Here is a 23771-nt window from a genome sequence, read left to right as displayed (position 1 = left end):
TTCACACGGCGGCGCGACGCCATGCGCCGCTGCCGAGAACGCAGATTCCCGAGTGCCCGCACGTGCCGCGGGTCACCTTCCTTAGCGATCGACACTGGAGAACGAGTCATGCCCGAAACCGTGAACACCCGCCGCCGCCTGATCCTGGGTACGACGCTGGCGAGCCTCAGCCTCGCCGACCTCGGCTTCAGCGCCCTGGCGCACGCGCAGTCGGCGCCCGATGCAGCGCCTGTGAAGCGCGCGGCCGGCGTCGCGTCGCTGGGCACGATCCACCAGATCGACGCGGGCGTGCTCAACGTCGGGTATGCGGACCTCGGGCCGAAGAACGGCCCGGTCGTGTTCCTGCTGCACGGCTGGCCGTACGACATCTACAGCTATGCGGAAGTCGCGCCGCTGCTCGTCGCGGCCGGCTACCGCGTGATCGTGCCTTACCTGCGCGGCTACGGGTCGACGACGTTCCGCTCGGCCGACACGGTGCGCAACGGCCAGCAGGCCGTGACGGCCGTCGACATCATTGCGCTGATGGATGTGCTGAAGATCGACCGCGCGGTGTTCGGCGGCTACGACTGGGGCGCGCGCACGGCCGACATCATCGCGGCGCTGTGGCCGCAGCGCGTGAAGGCGCTGGTGTCGGTGAGCGGCTACCTGATCGGCAGCCAGGAGGCGAACCGCAAGCCGCTGCCGCCGCAGGCCGAATTCCAGTGGTGGTATCAGTTCTACTTCACGACCGAGCGCGGCGCGCTGGGCTACGCGGCGAACCGCGATGCGTTCAACAAGCTGATCTGGCAGCTCGCATCGCCGAAATGGCAGTTCTCCGACGAAACCTACGCGCGCACGGCCGCGTCGTTCCAGAACCCCGATCACGTGGCCGTCGTGATCCACAACTATCGCTGGCGTCTCGGGCTCGCGAAGGGCGAGGCGCAATACGACGACCTCGAGCGGCGCCTTGCGGCAGGCCCTGCGATTACGGTGCCGACGATCACGATGGAAGGCGATGCGAACGGCGCGCCGCATCCGGAGCCGGCCGCGTACGCGAAGAAGTTCACCGGCAAGTACCAGCACCGCACGATCACCGGCGGCATCGGCCACAACCTGCCGCAGGAAGCGCCGCAGGCGTTCGCGGATGCGATCCTGCAAGTGGAGCACCTGTGATGCGGGCGCGCATGGGTGGAGTGCGCCGCGGGTTCGTCGCGGGCGTGCTGCTGGCCGGCGCGTGGTCGGCGAGCGGCCCGGCCGCGTTCGCGGAGCAGCCGAAGCCGGCTGCCGCCGCCGCGTCGCCGATTTACGGCGTGACGATCCCGCCCAGCTACCGGAAGTGGGAAATGGTCGCCCCGGCCGAAGAAGCCGCGCCGCTCGATGAACTGCGTGTCGTGCTCGGCAATCCCGTCGCGATCCGTGCGCTCGAGCAGGCGACACTGCCGTTTCCGGACGGCACGATCCTGGTGAAACTCGCGTACAAGCGCAAGCAGTCCGACGAGTTCGCGCCGGCGACGGTGCCCGGACAGGCGACGACCGTGCAGGTGATGGTGAAGGACTCGCGCCGCTATGCGTCGACGGGCGGCTGGGGTTTCGGGCGGTTCATCAACGGCGTGCCGGCCGATATCGGCCAGCATCAGACGTGCTTTGCGTGCCACCAGGCGCGGGTGAAGAATCACGACTACGTGTTCACGCGGCTGGCGCCGTGACGGGGGCGTGAGCAAGGTGAAGCCGGGGAGCGCGTGCGCCGGGAGGCACGCGGCTCATTGCCGTCCCGTCACCCGTGGCGAATGGTGTGCGACTGCTCGCCCCATAACCCCGCTCGTGCCGGCTCTGGATTCGACCCGGCCGCCGTAGGCGCGTCGCCTGCGTGGTCGGTTCCCGTATTGCGTCCATTCCCGTGAATGACTCGGCGACGCGATCCTGGTCGCACGGATCGCGCCTCCGAGCCAACTGCGTCACCACGAATAGCCCTGCATTCCGTAATTGGTATCGTGCCGGCGTCCCCACCACGGCAGGTACGCATTGTTCCCGCCACGCGCGCGGAACCAGTCCTTGTCCGGATCGATCGGCGTGAGCGTCGACGGTGGCCTGACGACGACCGCGACGGGATGCTCCGGGTCGGTCGTGCCGGCAACCAATGCATTACCGCCGAAATGATTGATCCGGCCGATCGCCAGCGCAACGTCGGTCAAGGCGCTGCCGGTTCCCATGTCACCGAGCAGGGCGGCGGTGTTGAAGGTCTGTTGCGGGTGATCGTATTCCGGGAGCGTTTCCGTCAGTGTCTGCGCGAGTGCGACGAGACGTGACGACGAGGCGTCACTGCCTTTCCCTGCGTCGTGGACGACGTACTTGAGATCCGGGATCGCGACGCCGGCATTGCGCGCTGCCTGGTCGATGGTCGCTTTCCACGCCTGCACGGCTCGTGTCGTGCCGACCTTCGGCGCGAACGCTTGCGTGTTGCCGGTGGCGGCCTTGCCGATCCAGGCGAGCGGTTCGCGCTGCGTGTCGAAGTTCGGGCCGGCGAGAAACAGCACGACGAGGTTCTCGTTGATCTGCGCGTCGAGCGGCGGGAAATTCGGCGCATCCCAGTTCACCACCCACACGGTCTTGTCGGGGTTGTCCCGCAAGTAGTCCAACGCCTTGTTCAGCGACGCGAAGCCGGCGTTCGCGCCGCCTTGCGTGATTTGCACATCGGGCAGCGTGTCGCGGCTCCACATCGTCGGGAAATACCGATTGCCGATCGAAAACGTCTTTCGAATCGAGTTTTGCAAATAGCTCTGCGATTCGTCCGCCTCGAGTCGATCCGGAATCGCAAGCTCGACGTGAATGCCTGCCAATTCCCGCCAATCTTTCTTGTTGTTGGGGTTCACCGTGTAGAAGTATTTTGGATTGGAGGCGTAGCGAGAATGAAGCAGCAGAGGGAACCTCTTCATGTACTTGTGGTAGAAGCCCTTGAACGTCTCCGCGCCTTCGTTGCCGTATGCGATACCCGCTACCGATTGCAGCGTAGTAAAGGACTTCGGATCGGTGCGGACCATATCGTCGTTCTTGTTGGGCGCGGCGAGCCCCTGCGTCCACAGCAATTGCCATTCGGTCGGGTAGTCCCTCCGGTGCAACGGATTCATCCAGATCAGGCCGACAACCTGCGCGACGAACGGCTTCGCCGACGCTGCATCTTCAAGCACCGTACTCCCTGCTTGCTCCTGGGCAGGCGCGGCTTGTGCAGGACGCGTCATGGCCGTGAGAAACAGAAACACCATGAGCGCAGCCAGGGCGGGCACGACAACGAATCGTTTCATCCATTCTCCTATTTCCAGATGGGCTGGATCGGGTTGTTCGACGTGCGTCACCAGCGACGCCATGAGTACTGCGGCAATGGGCCATACCGAAACAGCGACAGCGACACGCCGCTGCCATGTAGCGATGAGTGCCTTCAAAATGCACCCCCGACCTTCAGATAAAACGCCCCTTCACGTTCATCTACAATCGCGTCGGGCATATTTCCTTCACCGTTTTCAAGATGTATCCATTCATGCATCGGTAAATCGTCAAGTTCACCGAGCAAGAAATAGTCGAAGTACTTCTCCCTCGGATCGCCGTCGGGCGGGCTTTCCCACATCCGCCAATCCGCCTCGATGCGCAAGGCTCTGATTTGCTGCTCCGTCAGATAGCACGGGCCAATAGCGACATCGTAAGCAAGCGCCTTTTCGGCATGGTCGGGGTTGGTCATCGTCGTAGAGTGGTTGGTCGGGTTATTGATGGCCCCGCGATCGAGCCAATCGACAATTTGCTGATCGCGCCAATCCTTGTAGCCGTCAGGCAGCTCGCTTTTGCCGTCCTCGCCGATCACGTGGCCGTCGCCATCGAGCCATTCGGTGTTCAGCGTGCGACGTGCTTCCATCCGCATCAACGCACGATCCTCGTAACGCTGCCCGGCTTCGGTTGTTGCGGTACCTTGGGCGACGCTATCCGGATGCTTCGCCTCGTACTGGTCGTAGGGATCGTCGGCCCGCTTGTCTGCATCGGCCTTGCTCGCGTCACGCCAGGCGGCCGGAGGATCGTTGCCTTCGTTGAAGTCGCTTACCGCGTCGCCGTCTCTCGTTTCGACCGGGTTGCCGAATCGCAATGCCTTGGGCGGGAAGGTTTCGTCAAGGGCCGGGGCGTCCGCCACGACCGTCCAGCCCGCCGGCGGGTCGGCGTTCACTCGGAGCATGTTCAATGCCGAGCTGATCCCGGTCGCGACGAACATGAACGGCGCAGTGGCAAGCGTGGCTGCCATTCCCCAAACACTTTCATTCCCTTTGAGCGCGCCGACGAGATTGAATTTCGCGGGTGGCGATGGCGGATACCAGAATCCTGACGTCTTCCCTTTCTGGACATGACGCCAGTCGTCTTCCCAATATCGATAGGGTTGCTGCACGCCGACGTTAAAGCCGGATGCGAAAACACGCTGCGTCAGGATGCCGGACGCGCCGATATCGTCGAGTTCGTGCCTGCCGATGCCGCGCCAGCCGATGCCTTGAACCGTCACCGCCGAAATCACCTGATCGTGCGGACAGCAATACGCCGTGACGCGGCCATACGTCGATCGATTCAGGCCGTGCCGATCACGGTCGTGTCGCGCGGCATATGACCTGTTGCTCGTCGGCGACACCCGCTCGTTCGCCATGTCTTCATCGATCTTGCCTGCTGGCGGATCATGTTCCTTGCGAGCGCCCACGATCGACAGGAATTTGCCGAATGTCCTCGTGCGCGCGGCATAGGTCTGCCGCCCGCGCCGGCCGTCGGCGTCCTTCGTCGCGCGCTGCGACCATGTATCCATGAACGTGTCGGAGCTATTCGGACCGTCCGCGCGCGCGAAACTGTACGGGGCATTCGCCAGCACGTAGGCGTCCGCCACGCAATGGCCCTTGCGCCCCCACGGATCCTCGACGTCGGGAAATGCGTCGCCGAAGAACGCCGCCGTCAGTCCGACAATGTTGCCCTGGCTGTGGCAGACGACCGTAATGGGTACATCGGCCTGCATTCGGCGGATCGATTCGATCAGCCTGGCCAGTCGCAAGGCCGCGAGCACGCCATAGGATCGGGGCGGCGAGCGATATAGCGGCCGGTTGGTCGGGTTGATGCCCTGCACGGTGATCCATGCGGCTGCGCGGTCGTCGAGGCCGCCGTGCCAAAGATCGGGCAGGCTCGAACAGCCATTCGTGAACGGGCCGCCGCCCCAGTAGTCCTGCTCGTTCAGAAAGATCTTGTCGCCGTATTCCTTCAGTTCCGCCGCGGTCGCCCGATAGCCCCATCGAAAATGAATCACGGGTGAAAACGACGGATCGGGCTTGATGTAGTTACCGGACCAGAGCTGTGGATTGATGAACCCGTCGGGCGTCACACTTTCCGTGTACTTCGCGGGCGTCAGTTGGCCGGCGTCGATGCCGCGATACTTCAATTGATCGTCAAGGCGCCCGAGCCGGCGATTCAGGCCCTTGCACAGCCCTTCCTCCGATGCTTCGAACCATTCACCCTCGGAGTTCACCCCATGCACGAAGATCACGATACCGGGCAAGGGCATCTGCTTGACACAGATGAGCCGCGTGTCTTTTGCGAACATCGTCACACCCTTGACGCGGCCCACGACGATGGGTGGCGGTGCCGGTCGCGATGCGGCTGCGTCCGGCGCACCGGCTGTTGCCGCCGGTTCGGCGGTGCGCACCGCATCCAGTCGTGGGTCGAGAAATGAATTGGTCATCCAAACTCCTGAGCAGGCATTCAAAGCTCGACCGCTATCGGGAATTTTGCGAAACGAACCGATAAGTGTCCGAAGTAATCGGGAATGGACGAGCGGCGTCGAGCATAACGAAATGACGCGTTTGCGAAATGCTGATGCGGAGAAAATGCGCTCAGGGGCGATGGCGACGAACGGAAATTGTCAGAATGTGTTTCCGGGCAGGAGTCAGGCGTGTTGCTTCGTCACCGGAAAAGCTCGGCAGAAGCGAGCGGTTTTTCAATCCGTTGAGATGGTCATGTCCGTCATCCGCCGATGCCGCCGGGTGACGCACTTGTACGCGGCGTCGCGTCCTGATCGGCCAGTGATCGAGTCGCTATCGTCCGTACCTGCATGGCGAATTCGACGAGTTTGTATCGCACTGTATCTAGCGCTGCTCCGGAAACATCGGATTGCACCGAAACCCTGCTTCAGAAACATGCCGGATACGTGGGCGGGTTCTACTGTCGACATGCAGGAAACGTTCGATGCCAGACGATCTGGATCGGATGCCGAATGATCGACCGACCTACTTCCTTCAAGGAGAACCCTCATGAAAGCCGCTCGCATCCTCGCCGTTGCCGTCCTCGCCGCCATCCCCGCCCTGTCGTTTGCCGACACCGGCCACGGCCTCACGCGTGCCGACGTGCGCGCCGAACTCGTCCGCCTGGAGCAGGCCGGCTACAACCCGGCGCGTAGCGAACCGCATTACCCGGAAGACGTCGCCGCCGCGCTGCAGGTCGCGCGTTCCGACCAGAACGGCCCGTCGAAGTTGCAAGGCGACAACGTGGCCGACGCATCGACGCGTGCCGGCCATCGCGACGCGGCGCAAGCGCATTCCGCGCACAACGCATACGACGACCTGTACGCGCATTCGTGATCCGGTGCCGCGCCTGCCTCGTGCGCAGGCGCAGCCGCTACCGCGGCACGTTCAAACAACACAACAGAGCAAGGAGCAAGACGATGGCCGGTTTGATGAAACGCGTTCTGGTGTCCGCCGCCGTGATCGGCGGACTGTTCGGTGCGGTCGCGGTGCAGGCTGCGCAGAAGGACGACCTGAAGGGCACGAACGTCGTGCTCGTGCACGGCGCATTCGCCGACGGTTCGAGCTGGAACCGCGTGATTCCGCTGCTCGAGGCGCGCGGGCTGCACGTGGTGTCGGTGCAGAATCCGCTGAGCTCGCTCGCCGACGATGCAGCCGCGACGAAGCGCGCGATCGACGAGCAGAAGGGGCCGGTCGTGCTGGTCGGCCATTCGTGGGCCGGCGTCGTGATCAGCGACGCGGGCAACGACGACAAGGTGAAGTCGCTCGTGTACGTCGCCGCGTTCGCACCCGACAACGGCCAGTCGATCGCGGATGTCACGCAGGGGCTGCCGGCACCCGCATGGGCCGGCGAACTGCGCAAGGACGCGGGCGGCTTCGCCACGTTGTCGGACAAGGCGATCGCGCAGGATTTCGCGCCGGACCTGCCGCCCGCGCAGCAGCGCATCGTCGCGGCGACCCAGGGGCCGTGGTACGGCGGGTGCATTTCGGAGAAGGTCACGCAAGCCGCGTGGCATGTGAAGCCGTCGACGTTCGTCGTCGCGACGCAGGACAGGATGATCGATCCGACGCTGCAGGAAACGATGGCGACGCGGATCGGCGCGACGGTCGCGCGCGTGAACGGCAGCCATGTGTCGATGCTGAGCCAGCCGAAGGCCGTGGCCGACGCGATCATCGCGGCAGCGGAACGCGCGAAGCAGGATGCGCAGTGAGTGAACGCGGCGCCGCGCTTTCGCAGGGAAGCGCGGTGGCGCGAGTGACGGAGATGTCTTTTCACGAGGAGGAGTCATGACGCAACTGTGGCAACTGCCGGCAACCGAACTCGCGAAACGCGTCCGGCATCGCGACGTGTCCGCGCGCGAAGTGGCGGACGCCGTGCTCGATCGTCTCGACGCGGTGAATCCGGCGATCAACGCGGTGATCGAACACCGGCCCGACGACGTGCGGCGTCAGGCCGACGAAGTCGATCGCGCGATCGCGCGCGGCGACGATCCGGGGCCGCTCTCGGGCGTGCCCGTCACCGTGAAGATCAACGTCGACCAGGCGGGTTTCGCGACGACGAACGGCACGCGCCTGCAGGAGAACCTGATCGCGCATGCCGACAGCCCGGTGGTCGGCAACCTCAGAAAAGCCGGCGCGATCCTGCTCGGCCGCACCAATTCGCCGACGTTCGCGCTGCGCTGGTTCACGTCGAATCTCGTGCACGGCCACACGCGCAATCCGCGCCATCCGTCGCTGACGTCGGGCGGATCGAGCGGCGGCGCGGCGGCGGCCGTGGCCGCGGGAATCGGCCCGATTGCCGTCGGCACCGACATCGGCGGCTCGGTGCGTTATCCCGCCTACGCATGCGGCGTGCACGGAATCCGGCCGTCGCTCGGGCGCGTGCCGGCGTTCAACGCGTCGTCGCCCGAGCGGGCGATCGGTGCGCAGTTGATGTCGACGGCGGGCCCGATCGCACGCACGATCGACGATCTCGCGCTCGCGCTGCGGGCGTTCGCCGCGCCGGACCCACGCGACCCGTGGCACGTGGCGGTGCCGTTCGACGGGCGCGAGGTGCCGAAGCGCGCGGCGCTGTGCGTGCGGCCGGGCGGCCTGCAGGTCGTGCCCGAAGTCGAGGCCGCGTTGCGCGATGCCGCGCGACGTCTGGTCGATGCGGGCTGGACCGTCGACGAGATCGACGACACGCCGCCGATGCGTGAGGCCGCGCTGTTGCAGGAGCAGCTCTGGCTCGGCGACGGTTTCGATGCACTGGCGAACGCGGTTGCCGGCGACGGCGATCCGGGCGCGGCGGCGGTGGTCGAGGCCGTGCGCGGCAAGGTGCGCGACCTGCCGGCCGATGTGATCGGCCGCGCGCTCGTCCGGCGTACGACGCTGACGCGACAGTGGCGGCTGTTTCTCGATGAATATGCGGTCGTGCTGCTGCCGGTGTCGTCGGAGCTGCCGTTTCCGGACGATCTCGACCGGCAGGGGCAGGACGGGTTCGATCGCGTGTGGGAGGCGCAGCTCACGTTGCGCGCGCTGCCGGCGATGGGGCTGCCGGGGCTCGCCGTGACGACGTCGCTCGAGAATGGCGTGCCGGTCGGCGTGCAGGTGGCCGCCGCGCACCATCGCGAGGATCTGTGCCTGCTCGCCGGGCGCGACATCGAAGCGCGCGGCGTGCCGGTTGCGCCGGTCGACCCGCTACAGTGACCGGCAGACGCACAAGCGAATGCATCGACGATGCCCGTCAGGCATCGTGCAGACGCCTGCCGGCAGCCAAATTTCTTGCGACATCCATGCAGGCGCGCCAGCGCCTGCATTCCATTTCGGATTTCATCGCAACGCGCCACCCGCCGCGTTGATCGTCTCCCGCGATTCCTTTCGAACACCTTCGATGCGCGACATCGAACGGCCACCATTGCGCCTGTCCTGCTCGCCCGCGAGCCCGCGCCGATAGCGCGCGTCTGCTATTGCATTCCCCGCAACGCTGATTAGGAAATGAATTTTTATTGGTTCAGCTTCCCCGGCCGCCCTCGCATAGTGGCGCTGACGGCTATAGACAGCACGCAAGCTGCAACGGCCGCATTCCCGGTGTTTTTGTTCATACGAATCCGCGAAAACAAGGAAGTGTCATGACGGTTGAACTGGAAGAACGAACTGCCGCGCAGCAGGCGCTCGAAGACGCGCGCGCGGCCGCTGCGGCGGCCGGTACGCCCTATGCGGGCGGTGTCGCGCCGGAAGTCGCGTGGGCGCTGTTCTCGTCCGGCGATGCGCTGCTGGTGGACGTGCGCACCGCCGAGGAACGGAAATTCGTCGGCCACGTGCCGGAATCGCTGCACGTGCCGTGGGCGACCGGCACGAGCCTGACGCGCAATCCGCGCTTCGTGCGCGAACTGGAAGCGAAGACGGGCAAGGCGGCCGTCGTGCTGCTGTTGTGCCGTAGCGGCAACCGCTCGGCGCAGGCGGCCGAGGCCGCGACGAAGGGAGGCTTCACGCAGGTATTCAACGTGCTCGAAGGGTTCGAGGGCGACCTCGACGAACGGCAGCATCGCGGCGGCAGCAACGGCTGGCGCTTTCGCGGCCTGCCGTGGGCACAGGACTGATTCACGGCCGAGACAGGGAGAACGCAGCATGGCCGCATTCGACATCGACGACATCGTTCAATCGCTGCAGACCGTACGCCGTGCATGGCGCGAGAAGCAGCGGCGCTCGCTCGAACCGGGCGGGCGCGACCTGCCGGCGCGCGAAGCGCTCGCGCAGATCATCGGCGCGCTGAAGGGCGTGCTGTTCCCGATGCGGCTCGGGCCGCCCGAGCTGCGCCAGGAGAGCGAGAACTTCCACGTGGCCCATGCGCTCGACGCGGCGCTGAACGCGCTGCTCGCGCAGGTGAAGCTGGAATTGCGCTACGCGGCGCGGCAGCGCAATGCCGACGGGCCGGTCGATCATGTCGACGAAGTCGCGTCGACGGCCGTGCAGGCGTTCGCCGCGCGCCTGCCCGAGATCCGCCGGCTGCTCGACAGCGACGTGCTGGCCGCGTTCCACGGCGATCCGGCGGCCGGCAGCGTCGACGAGGTGCTGCTGTGCTATCCGGGCATCCTCGCGATGATCCACCACCGGCTCGCGCACGAGCTGTACGGGCTCGGCCTGCCGCTGCTCGCGCGGATCATCGCAGAACAGGCGCATGCGGAGACCGGCATCGACATCCATCCGGGCGCGCGCATCGGCGCGGGCTTCTTCATCGACCACGGCACCGGCGTCGTGATCGGCGAGACGGCGATCATCGGCGAGCGCGTGCGCGTGTACCAGGCCGTCACGCTCGGCGCGAAACGCTTTCCGCGCGACGCGGCCGGCCATCTCGAGAAAGGGCTCGCACGGCATCCGATCGTCGAGGACGACGTGGTGATCTACGCGGGCGCCACGATCCTCGGCCGCGTGACGATCGGGCGCGGCGCGGTGATCGGCGGCAACGTGTGGCTCACGCAGGACGTGCCGGCCGGCGAGAACATCACGCAGGCGGTGCTGCGCAGCGAAACGAACGCCACGCCGCGCGCGGCGGCGCGTGTCGCCTAGGAGGCGCGATGAGCGACCTCATCCATCACTTCGGCGCCAACGTGCGCAGGCTGCGCGAAGCGCGCACGTGGTCGCAGGAACAGCTGGCCGAGCATGCGGGGCTGAACCGTTCGTATGTCGGCGAGATCGAGCGTGGCGAGGCGATCGCGTCGATCGTCACGGCCGACAAGATCGCGCGCGCGTTCGACGTATCGATCTCGACGCTGCTGCCGGGCACGTTCGTCACCTGAGGCCGCCTCGTCACCTTTCCCTTTCGGTCGCACGCGACATGACGGCTATAGCATGTTGAGCCGGCAGGTGCGTGCTTCCGATAATCACCCAGCGTCATAAGCAATCCCGTTTTTCATCTTAAGAACCCGGAGCCACACATGTCGACCGTTGCAAGCGGCGCGGCTGCGCTGAGCGATCACGCCGCCCGCCAACTAGCGAACGCTACCAAGACCGTCCCCCAGCTTTCCACGATCACGCCGCGCTGGCTGACCCATCTGCTGCAATGGGTACCGGTCGAGGCCGGCATCTATCGCCTGAACCAGGTGAAGAACCCGGAAGCCGTGCGTGCCGCATGCACGCAGCTCGAGGACGAAAGCGTGCTGCCGCAGACCTTCGTGCCGTACGAGGAACAGCCGCGCGAGTATTTCCTCAACGCGGTGAGCACGGTGCTCGACGTGCATACGCGGATCTCCGATCTTTACAGCAGTCCTCATGACCAGATCAAGGAACAGCTGCGCCTGACGATCGAGACGATCAAGGAGCTGCAGGAAAGCCAGCTGATCAACAACCCCGACTACGGGCTGCTCGCGAACGTGACCGACGACCAGCGGATCTTCCCGCTGACGGGCGCGCCGACGCCGGACGACCTCGACGAGCTGCTGACCAAGGTGTGGAAGGAGCCCGCGTTCTTCCTCACGCACCCGCTCGCGATCGCCGCGTTCGGCCGCGAATGCACGCGGCGCGGCGTGCCGCCGCCGACGGTCAGCCTGTTCGGCTCGCAGTTCCTGACGTGGCGCGGCATTCCGCTGATCCCGTCGGACAAGGTGCCGGTCGCGGACGGCAAGACCAAGATCCTGCTGCTGCGCGTCGGCGACAAGCGCCAGGGCGTGGTCGGCCTGTATCAGCCGGGTGTCGCGGGCGAGCAGGGCCCGGGCCTGTCGGTGCGCTTCATGGGGATCAACAACCAGGCGATCGCGTCGTACCTGATCTCGCTGTATTGCTCGCTCGCGGTCCATTCGCCGGATGCGCTGGCTGTCCTCGATGACGTCGAAATCGCCAAGTTCCATGACTATCCCGACACCTACCGTTAATCCCGGCCTGGCCGGCGGCGACGCGCATGCGCTGCCGCACGCGCCGTTGCCGGCCGGCTTGCCCGATCCCGCGACGCTTGCGCGGCTCGCGTCCGAGTTCTTCTCGACGCCGCCCGGGCAGGCCACCGCGCCCGGGTTGTCGGCGGGCAGCGGTGCGGTCGGCGGCGTGCCGTCGGCCTTGCCGGCCGCCGCGCCGATCCTGGCGTCGGTGAGCAACCCGGTCCCGGGCGGCTCGCCGCTCGCGGGGCCGGGCGGCGCGGGCACCGGCGTGCCTGGTCTCGCGCTCCCGCAAGGGAAGGTGCCCGGCGCGAACCTCGCGCCGTCCGCACCGACCCACGTGCTGTCGCTCGGCAACCGCGCACCGGCGCTCGCGCCGCATGCGGCCGCGCAGAACGGGCTGCCCGACAACGCCGTGTCGATCGCGCCCGCGCTCGAACCGCGCGTCGGCGGCGCGGCGCTCGGTGTGCCGCAAGTGAATGCGCCGGCGCCGGAAGGCGCGGCGAAGGCATCGCCGTACTACTTCACCGACGGTTCGCTGCAGGGCTGGCAGGCGACGCCGCAGGACATCGTCGTGCCGTCGAACGGCCTCGCGTCGCCGGAAGCGTTCGGGCTGCCGGGCGACGACGCGCTGCGCGAGCTGCTCGCCGTGCATCGCGACGTGCCGGCGTCGCGCGCATCGGGCTCCGATGTGCCGCGCTACTTCATCGACGATACGCACGCAGCCGAGCCGCAAGGTCAGCTGTATCGCGGCGCGCACCCGCCGTTCGACGTGAACGCGATCCGCCGCGATTTCCCGATCCTGCAGGAGCGCGTGAACGGCAAGCAGCTCGTCTGGTTCGACAATGCGGCGACGACGCACAAGCCGCAGGCCGTGATCGACCGCCTCGCATACTTCTACGCACACGAGAACTCGAACATTCACCGCGCGGCACATGCGTTGGCCGGCCGCGCGACGGATGCGTACGAGCATGCGCGGGAAACGGTGCAGCGCTTCATCGGCGCATCGTCGCCGGACGAGATCGTGTTCGTGCGCGGCACGACCGAGGCGATCAACCTGATCGCGAAGTCGTGGGGCGTGCAGAACGTCGGCGAAGGCGACGAGATCATCGTGTCGAACCTCGAGCATCACGCGAACATCGTGCCGTGGCAGCAGCTTGCCGCGCTCAAGGGCGCGAAGCTGCGCGTGATTCCGGTCGACGATTCGGGGCAGGTGCTGCTCGACGAATACCGGAAGCTGCTCAACGACCGCACGAAGATCGTGTCCGTCACGCAGGTGTCGAACGCGCTGGGCACGGTTGTGCCGGTGAAGGAGATCGTCGAGCTTGCGCATCGGGCGGGCGCGAAGGCGCTCGTCGACGGCGCACAGTCGATCTCGCACATGCGCGTGGACGTGCAGGCGCTCGATGCGGATTTCTTCGTGTTCTCCGGGCACAAGATCTACGGGCCGACCGGGATCGGCGTCGTGTACGGCAAACGCGCGATCCTCGACGACATGCCGCCCTGGCAGGGCGGCGGCAACATGATCGCGGACGTGACGTTCGAGCGCACGGTGTTCCAGCCGCCGCCGAACCGGTTCGAGGCCGGCACCGGCAACATCGCGGATGCGGTGGGGCTGGGTGCCGCGCTCGACTACGTGAGCCGCGTCGGCATCGAGAACATCGCGCGCTACGAGCACGACCTGCTCGCGTATGCGACGAGCGTGCTCGCACCGGTGCCGGGCGTGCGCCTCGTCGGTACCGCGCGCGACAAGGCGAGCGTGCTGTCGTTCGTGCTGAAGGGCTACGAGACCGAGGAAGTCGGGCAGGCGCTGAACGAAGATGGCATCGCGGTGCGCTCGGGGCACCACTGCGCGCAGCCGATCCTGCGGCGGTTCGGGCTCGAGGCAACGGTGCGGCCGTCGCTCGCGTTCTACAACACGTGCGACGAAGTCGACGCGCTGGTGAGCGTCGTGAGAAGGCTGGCGACGCGACGCTGACGCATGCCGTCTGCGAGGAGGCCGCTTGTGGCGCCCGGCAACGGGATGTCGCAAGCGGCCTCATTTGCGTGGCGATGCGGGCATGGCGCGCCGCTCGACGTTCCGTGAGCATCCATCCGTCGCGCTCCATCCTCCACAGCCCGGCCGTCGTATCGGGCACGGCCTGTCATCGGATCGGCAACCGGCGCATTGACGGGAGCGCCGTTGCGCCGAGCCTTGCGCCTGGCATCCCGCCGGCGCGGCGTTGCGCGATCGCGGTCGAAGCGGTGATCACGAAGTGCGGGCATGGCCCGGCCGGGCTGCGCAGCAGGACGCTGGCGAGCAGCGGTCCTGCGGGTTGATTGCTCGCCGAGCGGCTGAGGCATGATCGGCGCGCTTCGGGCAGGGCGGCTGAATGGTTTGTTATCCAGATCAATCTGCGTGGAAGCCGGTACGCAGCGCGCACGGTCGAAAGCAGCCCGACGTGAGCGCAGGGGCGCATTGGCATGCCATCACGCGACACGTGCGCCCGCCAGTGCCCGGGCACCTGGATATTCATCGGACGATTCGGCGTGCAAGCGTTGCACACCTCGCTATCACGGACTCGCGCGGATCACAACTCGCCGCTTCCGGAAACGTCCGTTACGGATTCTGCGTTAATCCCGGCGTCACTTTGGTCGTTATCGGGAAGTCGACCTTGCACGTGCCGTACCCGACTGGTTTCACGCGCATGCGTCGCATGCACCGGCGGCGTGCTCAACGCTCTCCTGACCATGATCAAGAATTTCAGCATTCGCACCCGTCTGGCGCTGGCGATGGGTTTTCTCGGAGTATTGCTGGTTGTCGGCGGCATCATCGGCGTGGTCGGCATGGCAATCGGAAACAACGACGTGAAGACGCTCTATTCCGAACGGCTCGCTTCGTCGGAGGCGCTCGGGCAGGCGAATGTCGCGCTGTCGAGGACGCGCCTGTGGCTGTATCGCATCGCGCTCGATCCGGCCAGCGACGAAGTTCCGCAGGAAACCGGTGTGGCCCGCGACATGCTGGCCGCATCGAGGAAGGCATGGGAGGCCTATCGTGCGCTGCCGTTCTCCGGCCCCGAAGAGGCCCGCCGCGCGGCCGACGCCGGCAGCAAGTTCAAGGCGCTGGTCGACAACGGGCTGGAGCCGATGTTCGAGGTCATAGCCACCCATGATGCGGCCAGAATTCCGGAAGTCTGGCGACGCATCCCGCCGTCGCTGTTCATCGACGCGTCCGACGCCATGGATGCGCTCGGACAGCTCCAGATCACGGCTTCGCGGGCGACGTTCGATGCCGCGCAGGCACGCTTCCACTGGTTCATCGCCATGGCGTTCGCCGGGAGCCTGGTCGCGCTCGGGGCGGCCACGCTGACATGGTGGTCGCTGCAACGGGCGATCGGCACGCCGCTGGCGAACGCACTGGGCCATTTCGGCGCCATCGCCGAAGGCGACCTGACGACCCGGGTGGAGATTCATTCGACCGACGAAATGGGGCAACTGCTGAGCGGCTTGCAGACGATGCAGGGCGAACTGCTCCAGACGATCCGGGCGGTGCAGAACGGCTCGCACGCGATCGACGCCGCCGCTCGGGAGATCGCGGAGGGCAACATGGATCTGTCCCAACGGACCGAGGAGCAGGCCGCGTCGCTGGAGGAGACGGCCGCGTCCATGGAGCAGCTGACGTCGACGGTTCGCCAGAACGCCGAGAACGCGAAGCAGGCCAGCCAGGTGGTGAGCGACGCGGCGCTGCTGACCGAGCAGGGCAATCAGGCCGCGCAAGAGGTCGTCAGGACGATGCGGGGGCTGTCGGAATCGTCAGGCAAGATCGCCGAGATCATCACGGTGATCGAAGGCATCGCCTTCCAGACCAACATCCTGTCGTTGAATGCCGCGGTCGAAGCGGCCCGGGCCGGCGAACAGGGGCGCGGGTTCGCGGTCGTGGCGGGCGAAGTGCGCTCGCTGGCCCAGCGCAGTGCCGCGGCATCGCGTGAAATCAAGGAACTGATCACGGATTCGCTCAGGCGCGTCGACACCGGCGCACGGCAGGTCGATCGCGCGACGGGGACGATGACGGAAATACTGGCGTCGGTGCGACGGGTCGACGTACTGATGAGCGAGATTACCGCCGCGTCCGACGAGCAGTCGCGGGGCATCGAGCAAGTCAATCAGGCCGTCGCGCAGATGGATCAGGTGACGCAGCAGAATGCCGCGCTGGTGCAGCAGGCATCGGCAGCGGCGGCGGCGCTGAAAGCGCAGGCGGGGCAGCTGGAAGCGACGGTCGCGGTATTCCGGATCGATGCCGCCCGAGCCTGATTCGACGTCGGAGCATCGGGTCGCGAAGGGCGCACCGTGTCGGGATCGTTGCCGCTCTGCGCGCCGTGGCCATGCTCCGACGGCCGGGCATCGAACCATCGGTGCCGCGCTTCGACACGGTGCGATTCATTGGGGCGGAACGTGATTTGCCCGCCGTCCGGCAGGCCGCGACGGCGGATCTCGATCGCGCCGGGCCGCCGCATCGTGTACGACAGCGATTGTTGACGACGCTGGAAAGGTCCAATCCAGAAGCGGTAATAGGTGCCGCGAATATGGCCGATTATTCTCCCGTTCGCAGTAATGGCGTCCGTCCACGAATGCTATCGGACTGCTTACAAAATCAATTGCCCAGGGAGGCCTTTCATGAGACGCACCGTTGTCACCGGTTGTATCGGCGCCGCTTTCACCATGTCAGCATCGTGCACGTTCGCGCAGAGTTCGGTTACGTTGTATGGCCTCGTCGATACGGCGATCCGTTATCAGACGAATGCCGGCCCTGACGGCAAGGACCTGATCGGAATGACGGTCGGCCCGGAAACGCACAGCCGCTGGGGCTTGCGCGGCAGCGAGGATCTCGGCGGCGGGCTGTCGGCGATTTTCCGTCTCGAGAACGGTTTCGAGCTGGGCGACGGCAAGCTGCACGTCGCGAACACGCTGTTCAGCCGGCAGGCCTACGTGGGCCTGTCGAACAGCCGATATGGCACGCTGACGTTCGGCAACCAGTACGCGCCGCTGTACGACACGATGGGCGACGTATTCGATCCGATGACCGTCGGCGACTACTGGCAGGACAGCTGGGCGTACAACGGCATTGGCAACTACCTGACGGTGCCGAACTCGGTGAAGTACGCATTCACGTACAACGGGTTCAGCGTCGATGCGATCTACGGCTTCGGCAATCATGCCGGTGCGATGGGCCTCGACAGCACGTACGGCGTCGAGCTCACCTACGCGCAAGGGCCCGCGTCGATCAACGCAGGCTTCCAGCAGACCTCGGTATCGTCCGTGAACGGCAGTGCGACCAACGGCGCGAAGGTGAACTTTCTGCACGTGAGCGGCGCGTATCAGGTTACGCCCTCCGTCCGCCTGCTGGCCGGCTGGCTGCACGGCCAGGACAAGACGGGCACGACCGACTTCAACATGCAGCAGGCCGGCGCACCGGCGTTGAGCGGCGGGAGCCCGAACCGCATCGACGACACGTTCTACGTCGGCGCCAACTGGCAGGCCACCGCGCCGCTGCTGATCACGGTGGCCGGTTATTACGGCCACGCACGCAACGCGCAGCGGCTCGACGGCACGCTCGGCTCGGGGATCAACTACTCGGCGACCGTGCTGGCCGAGTATGCGCTGTCCAAGCATACGGAGGTCTACGGCACGGTCGATTTCTCGCGCGGCAACGGTGCGTTCGCGGCCGACTATCCGGGTGCCACCAACCGGCTCACCGGCAAGGTCGACCAGATCGGCAGGACCAACAACGTCGGGGCTGCCGTCGGCCTGCGCCAGATGTTCTGACGGCACTGCGCACCGCGCGGCGCGCGGTTCTGCTGCAAAATTCAGAACCGCACGACCTGCTTCTGCTCGACGTTGAAGCCGTCGCGCAGCACGCTCGCCGAATCCGCGAAGTAGCGGCGGGTTTCCGCCAGCAGGTCGGTGTTGCCGCGCCGGCAGAACACGACCCCCGATCCTTCCTCCGTCAGCAGTTCGTCGATCAGCGATTCGGGTTGCCCGATATCGGCGAGATGGACGTTCTGCACGCCGTGCGCGAGCGCATCGAGCGCTTCCCGCACGCAAGGCGCTGCGGTTGCGGCCGGATGCTCGGCCAGCCATTGCTCGAGTTCCGTGATGCCATAGAGCCCGGCGAGCTCGCCGAGTTCGCGCAGCAGCGCGCTGTCGACCATCATCACCAGCGTGACGGCGCCGGTGCGCTGCGCGAAGAGGCTGCCGAGCCGTTCCGCGCGCAGCAGGTGATCATGGCCTGCGTCGTCCGGGGCGACCGGCATCACGACGGGCACCAGCCCGTTCTCGAGCAACGCGTTCAGCGTCGTGCCGTCGAAGCGGGCGACCGCGCTCGTGTCGGTGCGCTCGGATGCGGCGCTCGCCACCAGCAGGCCGCCGTCGTGGCCGTCGATGCCGATCGCCTTGGCGCCGTGACCGCCGATCAGGCGCACCAGTTCATGATTGACGCCCGCCATCGCCGCATGAACGGCGTGGATCGATTGCGTACCGGACGCGGCCGGCACGCCCTGCACGACGATCGGGCGAACACCGGTGAGTGCGAGCAGCGCAACATCCTGCGCGAATGCGTGGCGGGCGCGTGCGTCGCTCGCGGCGCCGCCTTCGACGATGACGACGGTCTGCCCGTGCAGGGCCTGCATGAACGGCAGCGAGCGCGCCAGGCCGGCTACGCGGCCCGACGTCGGGGTGGGACTTTCAGGGTCTGGGAACATGGGAATCCGAATGGATGAAGGGAGTGCGTGTTGCCGCACGACGCGGCATCACGACGGCATCAATACGTGCGTCGCATCAGCTGGTGAATCTCGTCGGGCGTCAGTGCGTCGCGCGACGACTGCCGGAACGGGCGCTCGCTGAAACAGCGCGCCGCGTCGGCGAGCAGTTCGAGGTGCGCGCGGTTGTCTTCCTGCGGCAGCACCAGCACGATGAATTCGCGCACGGGCTTGCGATCCGGTGCGTTGAAGGGGAACGGATACTGCGCGCGAACGAACAGCGCGATGGCCGAGCGGAGGCCGGTGACACGCGCATGCGGAATCGCGACGCCCTGGCCGAGGCCGGTCGAGCCGAGGTGCTCGCGCTTCGTCAGTTCGGTCCTGATCCGTTCCGCGGACACACCGCCGCTGCGCTCGATATAGCGCGCGACGAGGTCGAACAACTGGATCGCGCTTTCGACCGGTACGTCGAGCAGAATGTTGTCCGGCGGGCAGGCGTCGGCCAGCCGGGTCGCGAACGTTGCGCCGCCGCGTCGGTAGGGAAGGTCGGGTTGGCCGCCGGCGGCGGCCTGCTGCGTTTGCATGCGGATCTCTCCGTGTCGGGGTGACAGGGAAATCCTAGACAAAAGCGTGTAAAGACGGTGTCAGAGACGCGGGGGCGCCGCATTAAAATTTCGTATCGATTGCGCTGGCGCCCGCCGCGTGCCTGACAAGGACGTCGTCAGGTACCCGACAGCACGAACGGCAACGTCGTCAGCAAGAACACCGAAATGCCGACGACCGGCGCACCGAACGCGATCGCCGCAAATGCCACCGCGGCGCTCGTCAGCACCAGCGTCCTCGAGCGCACGCGGTGCCGGCCGAGTGCCGTCGCGCGATCGTCGCGGGCGGCATCGGGTCGTGTGCCGATCACGTGTTTCCAGAACGTCAGGCCAAGCATGATTGCTCCTTGATGAAAGGCGACCGGGAGGGCGTGCGCTGCGCGCGTCAGCAGCGCTTGAGCTTCAGCACGCGCGAGATCTGCCCGGGCGTGAAGCCGCTGTTGCGCACGTAAGGCGCGCAGTCGAGCGGTGCGGTGAGCGATTCGCTGACGACGTACCGGCCGACGAAGCGGTACGCGTCCGTTTCCATCCTGATAAACACCGGGATCGCATCGCGTTGCGCGGCGAGCGTCCTGCCGGCCGCGCGCGCGGACGCGCTGCCGTCGCAGAGGATCACGTCGGGCGCATGCGGGTTGAGGTCCGTGCGCAGGCAGGCGGCCACGACCTTGCCGTTCTTGGTCGGCAGGAACGCCTGCTTGCTGCCGCCGCAGGCGGTGTGGATGAATTCGCGGGTGTACTGCTTGTCGATCTCGAACATGACCGGGCTCCGGTATCGGGAACTTCAGCGGGTTAAATCAGGGATGCAAAGCAATGTGACCGGATCGACATGCCGGATGCGGGCATGCCAGGCGATCGTTGCCGGGCTGGCGGATCGATGGCGCGACGTTGCGAGGGATGTTCCGCGGGAACACGCTTGCCCGCACGACGCGCGATCAACGCATCGACGTCGTGTTCAAGCGTGCACGGGAATGACTACGGCGCGCACCGTCCGCCTGCTGGCAGGACGGTGGCTCGGGAAAAAGAGAGACGCAGGCGTCCTGCCTGTCAGGCAGAAAAGCAACTCGGAGGGCGAGGACTTCGGATGCGCATGGTGCGTACTCGGTGATGGATGGCGAACACATTCTAGTGAACGCACGCGCGGCCGCAAGTAAAAAGGTCGTAAAGGTTGCGTGGCCGGTGCGTGCTACGTGCACTGCCAGAGGTGCGCGCTGGTGCGGCACGGCGCGCACCAGAACGTGTAGTTCGCGCCGCCGCTGCCCCACAGCCATTCGCCGCCGTCCGTTTGCGGAAAGTGGGAGTCGAGTTGCATGACGAATGACATCTTGCGGCCGCAATCCGGACAGTCGGGATACCACGCCGACTGTACCCACGACGGCGCGCCGCCGACACGGCTCAGGTTCTGCCGGCCGTTCGATTCGCCCCAGTCCTGCCGTGTCCAGCGTGCCGGTGCGGCGAAGAGCGCAACGTCGGCCTCCACGAATGCGGCCGCCGGATACTCGGGCTGGATCGCGATGTCGCGTTGCTGCGACGGGTGCGCGCAGGCGTTGCCTGCGTCGTCGTGCCGGTGGAACAGCGGGCCGTCGCTCTCCCAGCCGACGCACGACAGGCAGGTGTCGAACGATACGGGCGTCGCGCTGTCGATGCCGGCTGCCGCGGGTTGCGGTAGCGTCAGCAACCGATGCAGCGGCTCGTGACACAGGCCGCATCGATGCGTCGACACGCCGCCGAAGCGCGCGCCCGATCGATGCGAATCGCGTGCGTGCCAGGTCGGGTGATGCGCGTCAATCTCGCGTTTCCACTTCGGCATCTCGCGGAGCCTCGGCGCACGCAGCGTCGGGCCGAAGTCGATGTGTAGCGGCGACTCGCCATGCAGCGCGCGCAACGTGTCGTGTTCCTGCGCATAGCCGGCAGACATGAGCCAGTTGGCGCACTTGCCCGGATCGTCGGAAAACAGCCGCGCCGCCGCGTCGCGAACGGCCGCAGGGTGTCGCGAATGAAGCAGCGCGACGGCGCGTGCGTGCGCCGCGCCCCTGTCAATAGGGGTCTCGGCAAGCCGGCCGCGCCATGCATCGATCGTCGCCGGATCGAGCATTCGCCACGCGTTGTCCTCGTAGTACAGGTGCGGCGACCGCTTCGCGGTCACAACGTCGAGAAACACGTCCCAGTGACCGGCAAATACCTGCGGCGCCTGTATTGCCGCGCTCGACAACACGCTCGCGAGCCGCGTGTTCCATGCGCCGTCGCGGACGCGTTGCCACGCTGCGGCGGTGACGTTCGCGAAAGCGGTGTCGTCCATCAGGTCGAGTGCGGCGTCGAGGAAGGTCGCATGCGACAGCTCGCGATCGAACGAAGCGATCACGAGGTCGGCGAGTGCCGCCGGGTTGTCGCGCCGCAGCGCCAGCATCCGCGACATCGGATCGTTGCCGGTCCAGCCGAGGCGTTCGTAGTCGTCGAGAATGGTTTGTACGGTCGGCATGGCGTGGACGGCGGGGCGGCGGACGGGCGTTCATCTTACCCGAGCGTGCCGGCGGCCCGCCACGCCGCCCGTTTTTGCCAGTCCCATGCAAAAAACGCGTGACGACTTTCGTCGCCACGCGTTGCCTGCGTTTCGCTGTGCGTGCCGGTCGCGCATGCCGGCGAACCGGCATACGCGTCGGGTCATCAGAAATCGAAACCCGGCCCGCCCGCACCCGGGCCACCCGGCGCAGCCGCCGGTGCCGCATCCTTCGGTGCTTCGAACACGGTTGCGTCGGTCGTCAGCAGCAGCCCCGCGACCGACGCCGCGTTCTGCAGCGCCGTGCGCGTGACCTTGGTCGGATCGAGCACGCCCGACTCGACGAGGTCGCCGTATTCGCCCGTCTGCGCGTTGTACCCGAAGTTGCCCGAGCCGTCGGCCACCTTCGCGACGACGACGCTTGCTTCCTCGCCCGCGTTCGTGACGATCTGGCGCAGCGGTTCCTCGAGTGCGCGCAGCACGATCTTGATGCCCGCGTTCTGGTCGGCGTTCACGCCCTGCAGTTCGCGGATCGCCTGCCGCACGCGGATCAGCGCGACGCCGCCGCCCGGCACGATGCCTTCCTCGACGGCCGCGCGCGTGGCGTGCAGCGCGTCGTCGACGCGGTCCTTCTTCTCCTTCACCTCGATCTCGGTGGCCCCGCCGACCTTGATCACTGCAACGCCGCCCGCGAGCTTCGCGACGCGTTCCTGCAGTTTCTCGCGGTCGTAGTCCGACGTCGCTTCCTCGATCTGCACGCGGATCTGCTTCACGCGCGCCTCGATGTTCTTCGCATCGCCCGCGCCGTCGATCACCGTCGTGTTTTCCTTGCCGACCTCGATGCGTTTCGCCTGGCCGAGTTCCGCCAGCGTCGCCTTCTCGAGCGTCAGGCCCGTTTCCTCGGCGATCACCTGGCCGCCGGTCAGGATCGCGATGTCTTCGAGCAGTGCCTTGCGGCGGTCGCCGAAGCCGGGCGCCTTCACGGCCACCGTCTTCAGGATGCCGCGGATGTTGTTGACGACCAGCGTCGCGAGCGCTTCGCCTTCGACGTCTTCCGCGATGATCAGCAGCGGCCGGCCCGATTTCGCGACCTGTTCGAGCACCGGCAGCAGGTCGCGGATGTTCGAGATCTTCTTGTCGTGCAGCAGGATGTACGGGCTTTCGATCTCGGCGATCTGCTTGTCGGGATTGTTGATGAAATACGGCGACAGGTAGCCGCGATCGAACTGCAGCCCCTCGACGACATCGAGCTCGTCCGCGAGCGACTTGCCGTCCTCGACGGTGATCACGCCTTCCTTGCCGACGCGGTCGATCGCTTCCGCGATGCGCTGGCCGATCGATTCCTCGCCGTTCGCGGAGATCGTCGCGACCTGCGCGATTTCCTTGCTCGTGGTGGTCGGGCGGCTGATCTTCTTCAGCTCGTCGACGGCCGCCGCGACGGCCTTGTCGATGCCGCGTTTCAGGTCGAGCGGATTGAGCCCGGCCGCGACGTACTTCTGGCCTTCGCGGACGATCGCCTGCGCCAGCACGGTGGCCGTCGTGGTGCCGTCGCCGGCCGCATCGCTGGTGCGCGACGCGACTTCCTTCACGAGCTGCGCGCCGATGTTCTGCAGCTTGTCCGCGAGTTCGATTTCCTTCGCGACCGACACGCCGTCCTTGGTGACGACCGGCGCGCCGAAGCTGCGTTCGAGCACGACGTTGCGGCCCTTCGGCCCGAGCGTGACCTTCACCGCGTTCGCGAGAATGTTCACGCCTTCGGTCAGCCTGGCCCGTGCGACGTCGCTGAAAATGATTTCCTTCGCTGCCATGATTGC

The 23771-nt window shown here is 66.4% G+C and carries 20 protein-coding genes; 12 read left to right on the top strand and 8 right to left on the bottom strand.

The window, feature by feature from the left end:
* The first annotated feature begins 108 nt into the window (after nt 1-108).
* Together APZ15_RS21840 and APZ15_RS21835 are read left to right on the top strand one after the other, a co-directional pair.
* Nucleotides 109-1152, top strand: a complete 1044-nt coding sequence (locus APZ15_RS21840) for an alpha/beta fold hydrolase (protein WP_027790721.1) — start codon at nt 109-111, stop codon at nt 1150-1152.
* The gene (locus APZ15_RS21835; protein WP_027790722.1) at nt 1152-1685 is read left to right on the top strand and encodes a cytochrome P460 family protein; all 534 of its coding nucleotides are present in this window, start codon (nt 1152-1154) and stop codon (nt 1683-1685) included. The genes APZ15_RS21840 and APZ15_RS21835 overlap by 1 nt, the downstream gene beginning before the upstream one ends.
* Before the next feature lie 249 nt (nt 1686-1934).
* Here the strand turns inward: APZ15_RS21835 and APZ15_RS21830 are convergent, their stop codons facing one another.
* Both APZ15_RS21830 and APZ15_RS21825 read right to left on the bottom strand, forming a co-directional pair.
* Complete coding sequence (locus APZ15_RS21830; RefSeq protein WP_081040826.1) at nt 1935-3278, bottom strand: virulence factor; 1344 nt, start codon at nt 3276-3278, stop codon at nt 1935-1937.
* A 134-nt stretch (nt 3279-3412) separates the two neighbouring features.
* Nucleotides 3413-5722 (bottom strand): T6SS effector phospholipase Tle3 domain-containing protein, encoded by a 2310-nt coding sequence (locus tag APZ15_RS21825; protein ID WP_027790724.1) that lies wholly within the window; start codon nt 5720-5722, stop codon nt 3413-3415.
* A gap of 568 nt (nt 5723-6290) precedes the next feature.
* Between APZ15_RS21825 and APZ15_RS21820 the strand changes: the two genes are divergently transcribed.
* From APZ15_RS21820 to APZ15_RS21775, 10 genes are all read left to right on the top strand, one after another.
* Complete coding sequence (locus APZ15_RS21820; protein WP_027790725.1) at nt 6291-6617, top strand: DUF4148 domain-containing protein; 327 nt, start codon at nt 6291-6293, stop codon at nt 6615-6617.
* 83 nt (nt 6618-6700) lie between these two features.
* Nucleotides 6701-7492, top strand: coding sequence for an alpha/beta fold hydrolase (locus APZ15_RS21815; RefSeq protein ID WP_027790726.1), 792 nt, complete (start codon nt 6701-6703; stop codon nt 7490-7492).
* A gap of 76 nt (nt 7493-7568) precedes the next feature.
* Nucleotides 7569-8969, top strand: coding sequence for an amidase family protein (locus APZ15_RS21810; RefSeq protein ID WP_027790727.1), 1401 nt, complete (start codon nt 7569-7571; stop codon nt 8967-8969).
* Nucleotides 8970-9391: 422 nt separating this feature from the next.
* The gene (locus APZ15_RS21805; protein WP_021156736.1) at nt 9392-9862 is read left to right on the top strand and encodes a rhodanese-like domain-containing protein; all 471 of its coding nucleotides are present in this window, start codon (nt 9392-9394) and stop codon (nt 9860-9862) included.
* Nucleotides 9863-9890: 28 nt separating this feature from the next.
* Nucleotides 9891-10829 carry a serine O-acetyltransferase EpsC gene (epsC, locus tag APZ15_RS21800; protein ID WP_027790728.1) on the top strand — a complete coding sequence of 313 codons (939 nt, stop codon included), beginning with the start codon at nt 9891-9893 and terminating at the stop codon, nt 10827-10829.
* Nucleotides 10830-10837: 8 nt separating this feature from the next.
* On the top strand, nt 10838-11059 hold the full coding sequence (locus APZ15_RS21795; RefSeq protein ID WP_021156738.1) for a helix-turn-helix domain-containing protein: 222 nt from the start codon (nt 10838-10840) through the stop codon (nt 11057-11059).
* Between the two features lie 138 nt (nt 11060-11197).
* Entirely contained in the window at nt 11198-12130 is a 933-nt protein-coding gene (locus APZ15_RS21790) for a family 2A encapsulin nanocompartment shell protein (RefSeq protein WP_027790729.1), read from the top strand.
* Nucleotides 12105-14105, top strand: coding sequence for a family 2A encapsulin nanocompartment cargo protein cysteine desulfurase (locus tag APZ15_RS21785; protein ID WP_027790730.1), 2001 nt, complete (start codon nt 12105-12107; stop codon nt 14103-14105). The genes APZ15_RS21790 and APZ15_RS21785 overlap by 26 nt, the downstream gene beginning before the upstream one ends.
* Nucleotides 14106-14857: 752 nt before the next feature.
* Nucleotides 14858-16417, top strand: coding sequence for a methyl-accepting chemotaxis protein (locus APZ15_RS21780; RefSeq protein ID WP_027790731.1), 1560 nt, complete (start codon nt 14858-14860; stop codon nt 16415-16417).
* A gap of 363 nt (nt 16418-16780) precedes the next feature.
* Nucleotides 16781-17929 carry a porin gene (locus tag APZ15_RS21775; protein WP_027790732.1) on the top strand — a complete coding sequence of 383 codons (1149 nt, stop codon included), beginning with the start codon at nt 16781-16783 and terminating at the stop codon, nt 17927-17929.
* Nucleotides 17930-17970: 41 nt separating this feature from the next.
* Here APZ15_RS21775 and APZ15_RS21770 read toward each other — a convergent pair whose 3' ends face one another.
* The 6 genes from APZ15_RS21770 to groL form a co-directional block, all read right to left on the bottom strand.
* Nucleotides 17971-18864, bottom strand: coding sequence for an amino acid kinase family protein (locus APZ15_RS21770; protein WP_027790733.1), 894 nt, complete (start codon nt 18862-18864; stop codon nt 17971-17973).
* Nucleotides 18865-18923: 59 nt separating this feature from the next.
* Nucleotides 18924-19445 (bottom strand): PTS sugar transporter subunit IIA, encoded by a 522-nt coding sequence (locus APZ15_RS21765; RefSeq protein ID WP_027790734.1) that lies wholly within the window; start codon nt 19443-19445, stop codon nt 18924-18926.
* A 137-nt stretch (nt 19446-19582) separates the two neighbouring features.
* Entirely contained in the window at nt 19583-19801 is a 219-nt protein-coding gene (locus APZ15_RS21760) for a hypothetical protein (RefSeq protein WP_021156746.1), read from the bottom strand.
* A gap of 47 nt (nt 19802-19848) precedes the next feature.
* On the bottom strand, nt 19849-20220 hold the full coding sequence (locus APZ15_RS21755) for a DUF6697 family protein (protein ID WP_027790736.1): 372 nt from the start codon (nt 20218-20220) through the stop codon (nt 19849-19851).
* A 426-nt stretch (nt 20221-20646) separates the two neighbouring features.
* Nucleotides 20647-21939, bottom strand: a complete 1293-nt coding sequence (locus tag APZ15_RS21750) for a hypothetical protein (protein ID WP_027790737.1) — start codon at nt 21937-21939, stop codon at nt 20647-20649.
* A gap of 185 nt (nt 21940-22124) precedes the next feature.
* The gene (gene groL / locus APZ15_RS21745) at nt 22125-23765 is read right to left on the bottom strand and encodes a chaperonin GroEL (protein WP_027790738.1); all 1641 of its coding nucleotides are present in this window, start codon (nt 23763-23765) and stop codon (nt 22125-22127) included.
* Nucleotides 23766-23771: the final 6 nt, after the last annotated feature.

Source organism: Burkholderia cepacia ATCC 25416, from assembly GCF_001411495.1.
Lineage (GTDB): Bacteria > Pseudomonadota > Gammaproteobacteria > Burkholderiales > Burkholderiaceae > Burkholderia > Burkholderia cepacia.
The sequence above is the reverse complement of the archived record's forward strand: the minus strand, read 5'-3'. Positions and strand labels throughout refer to the sequence as shown.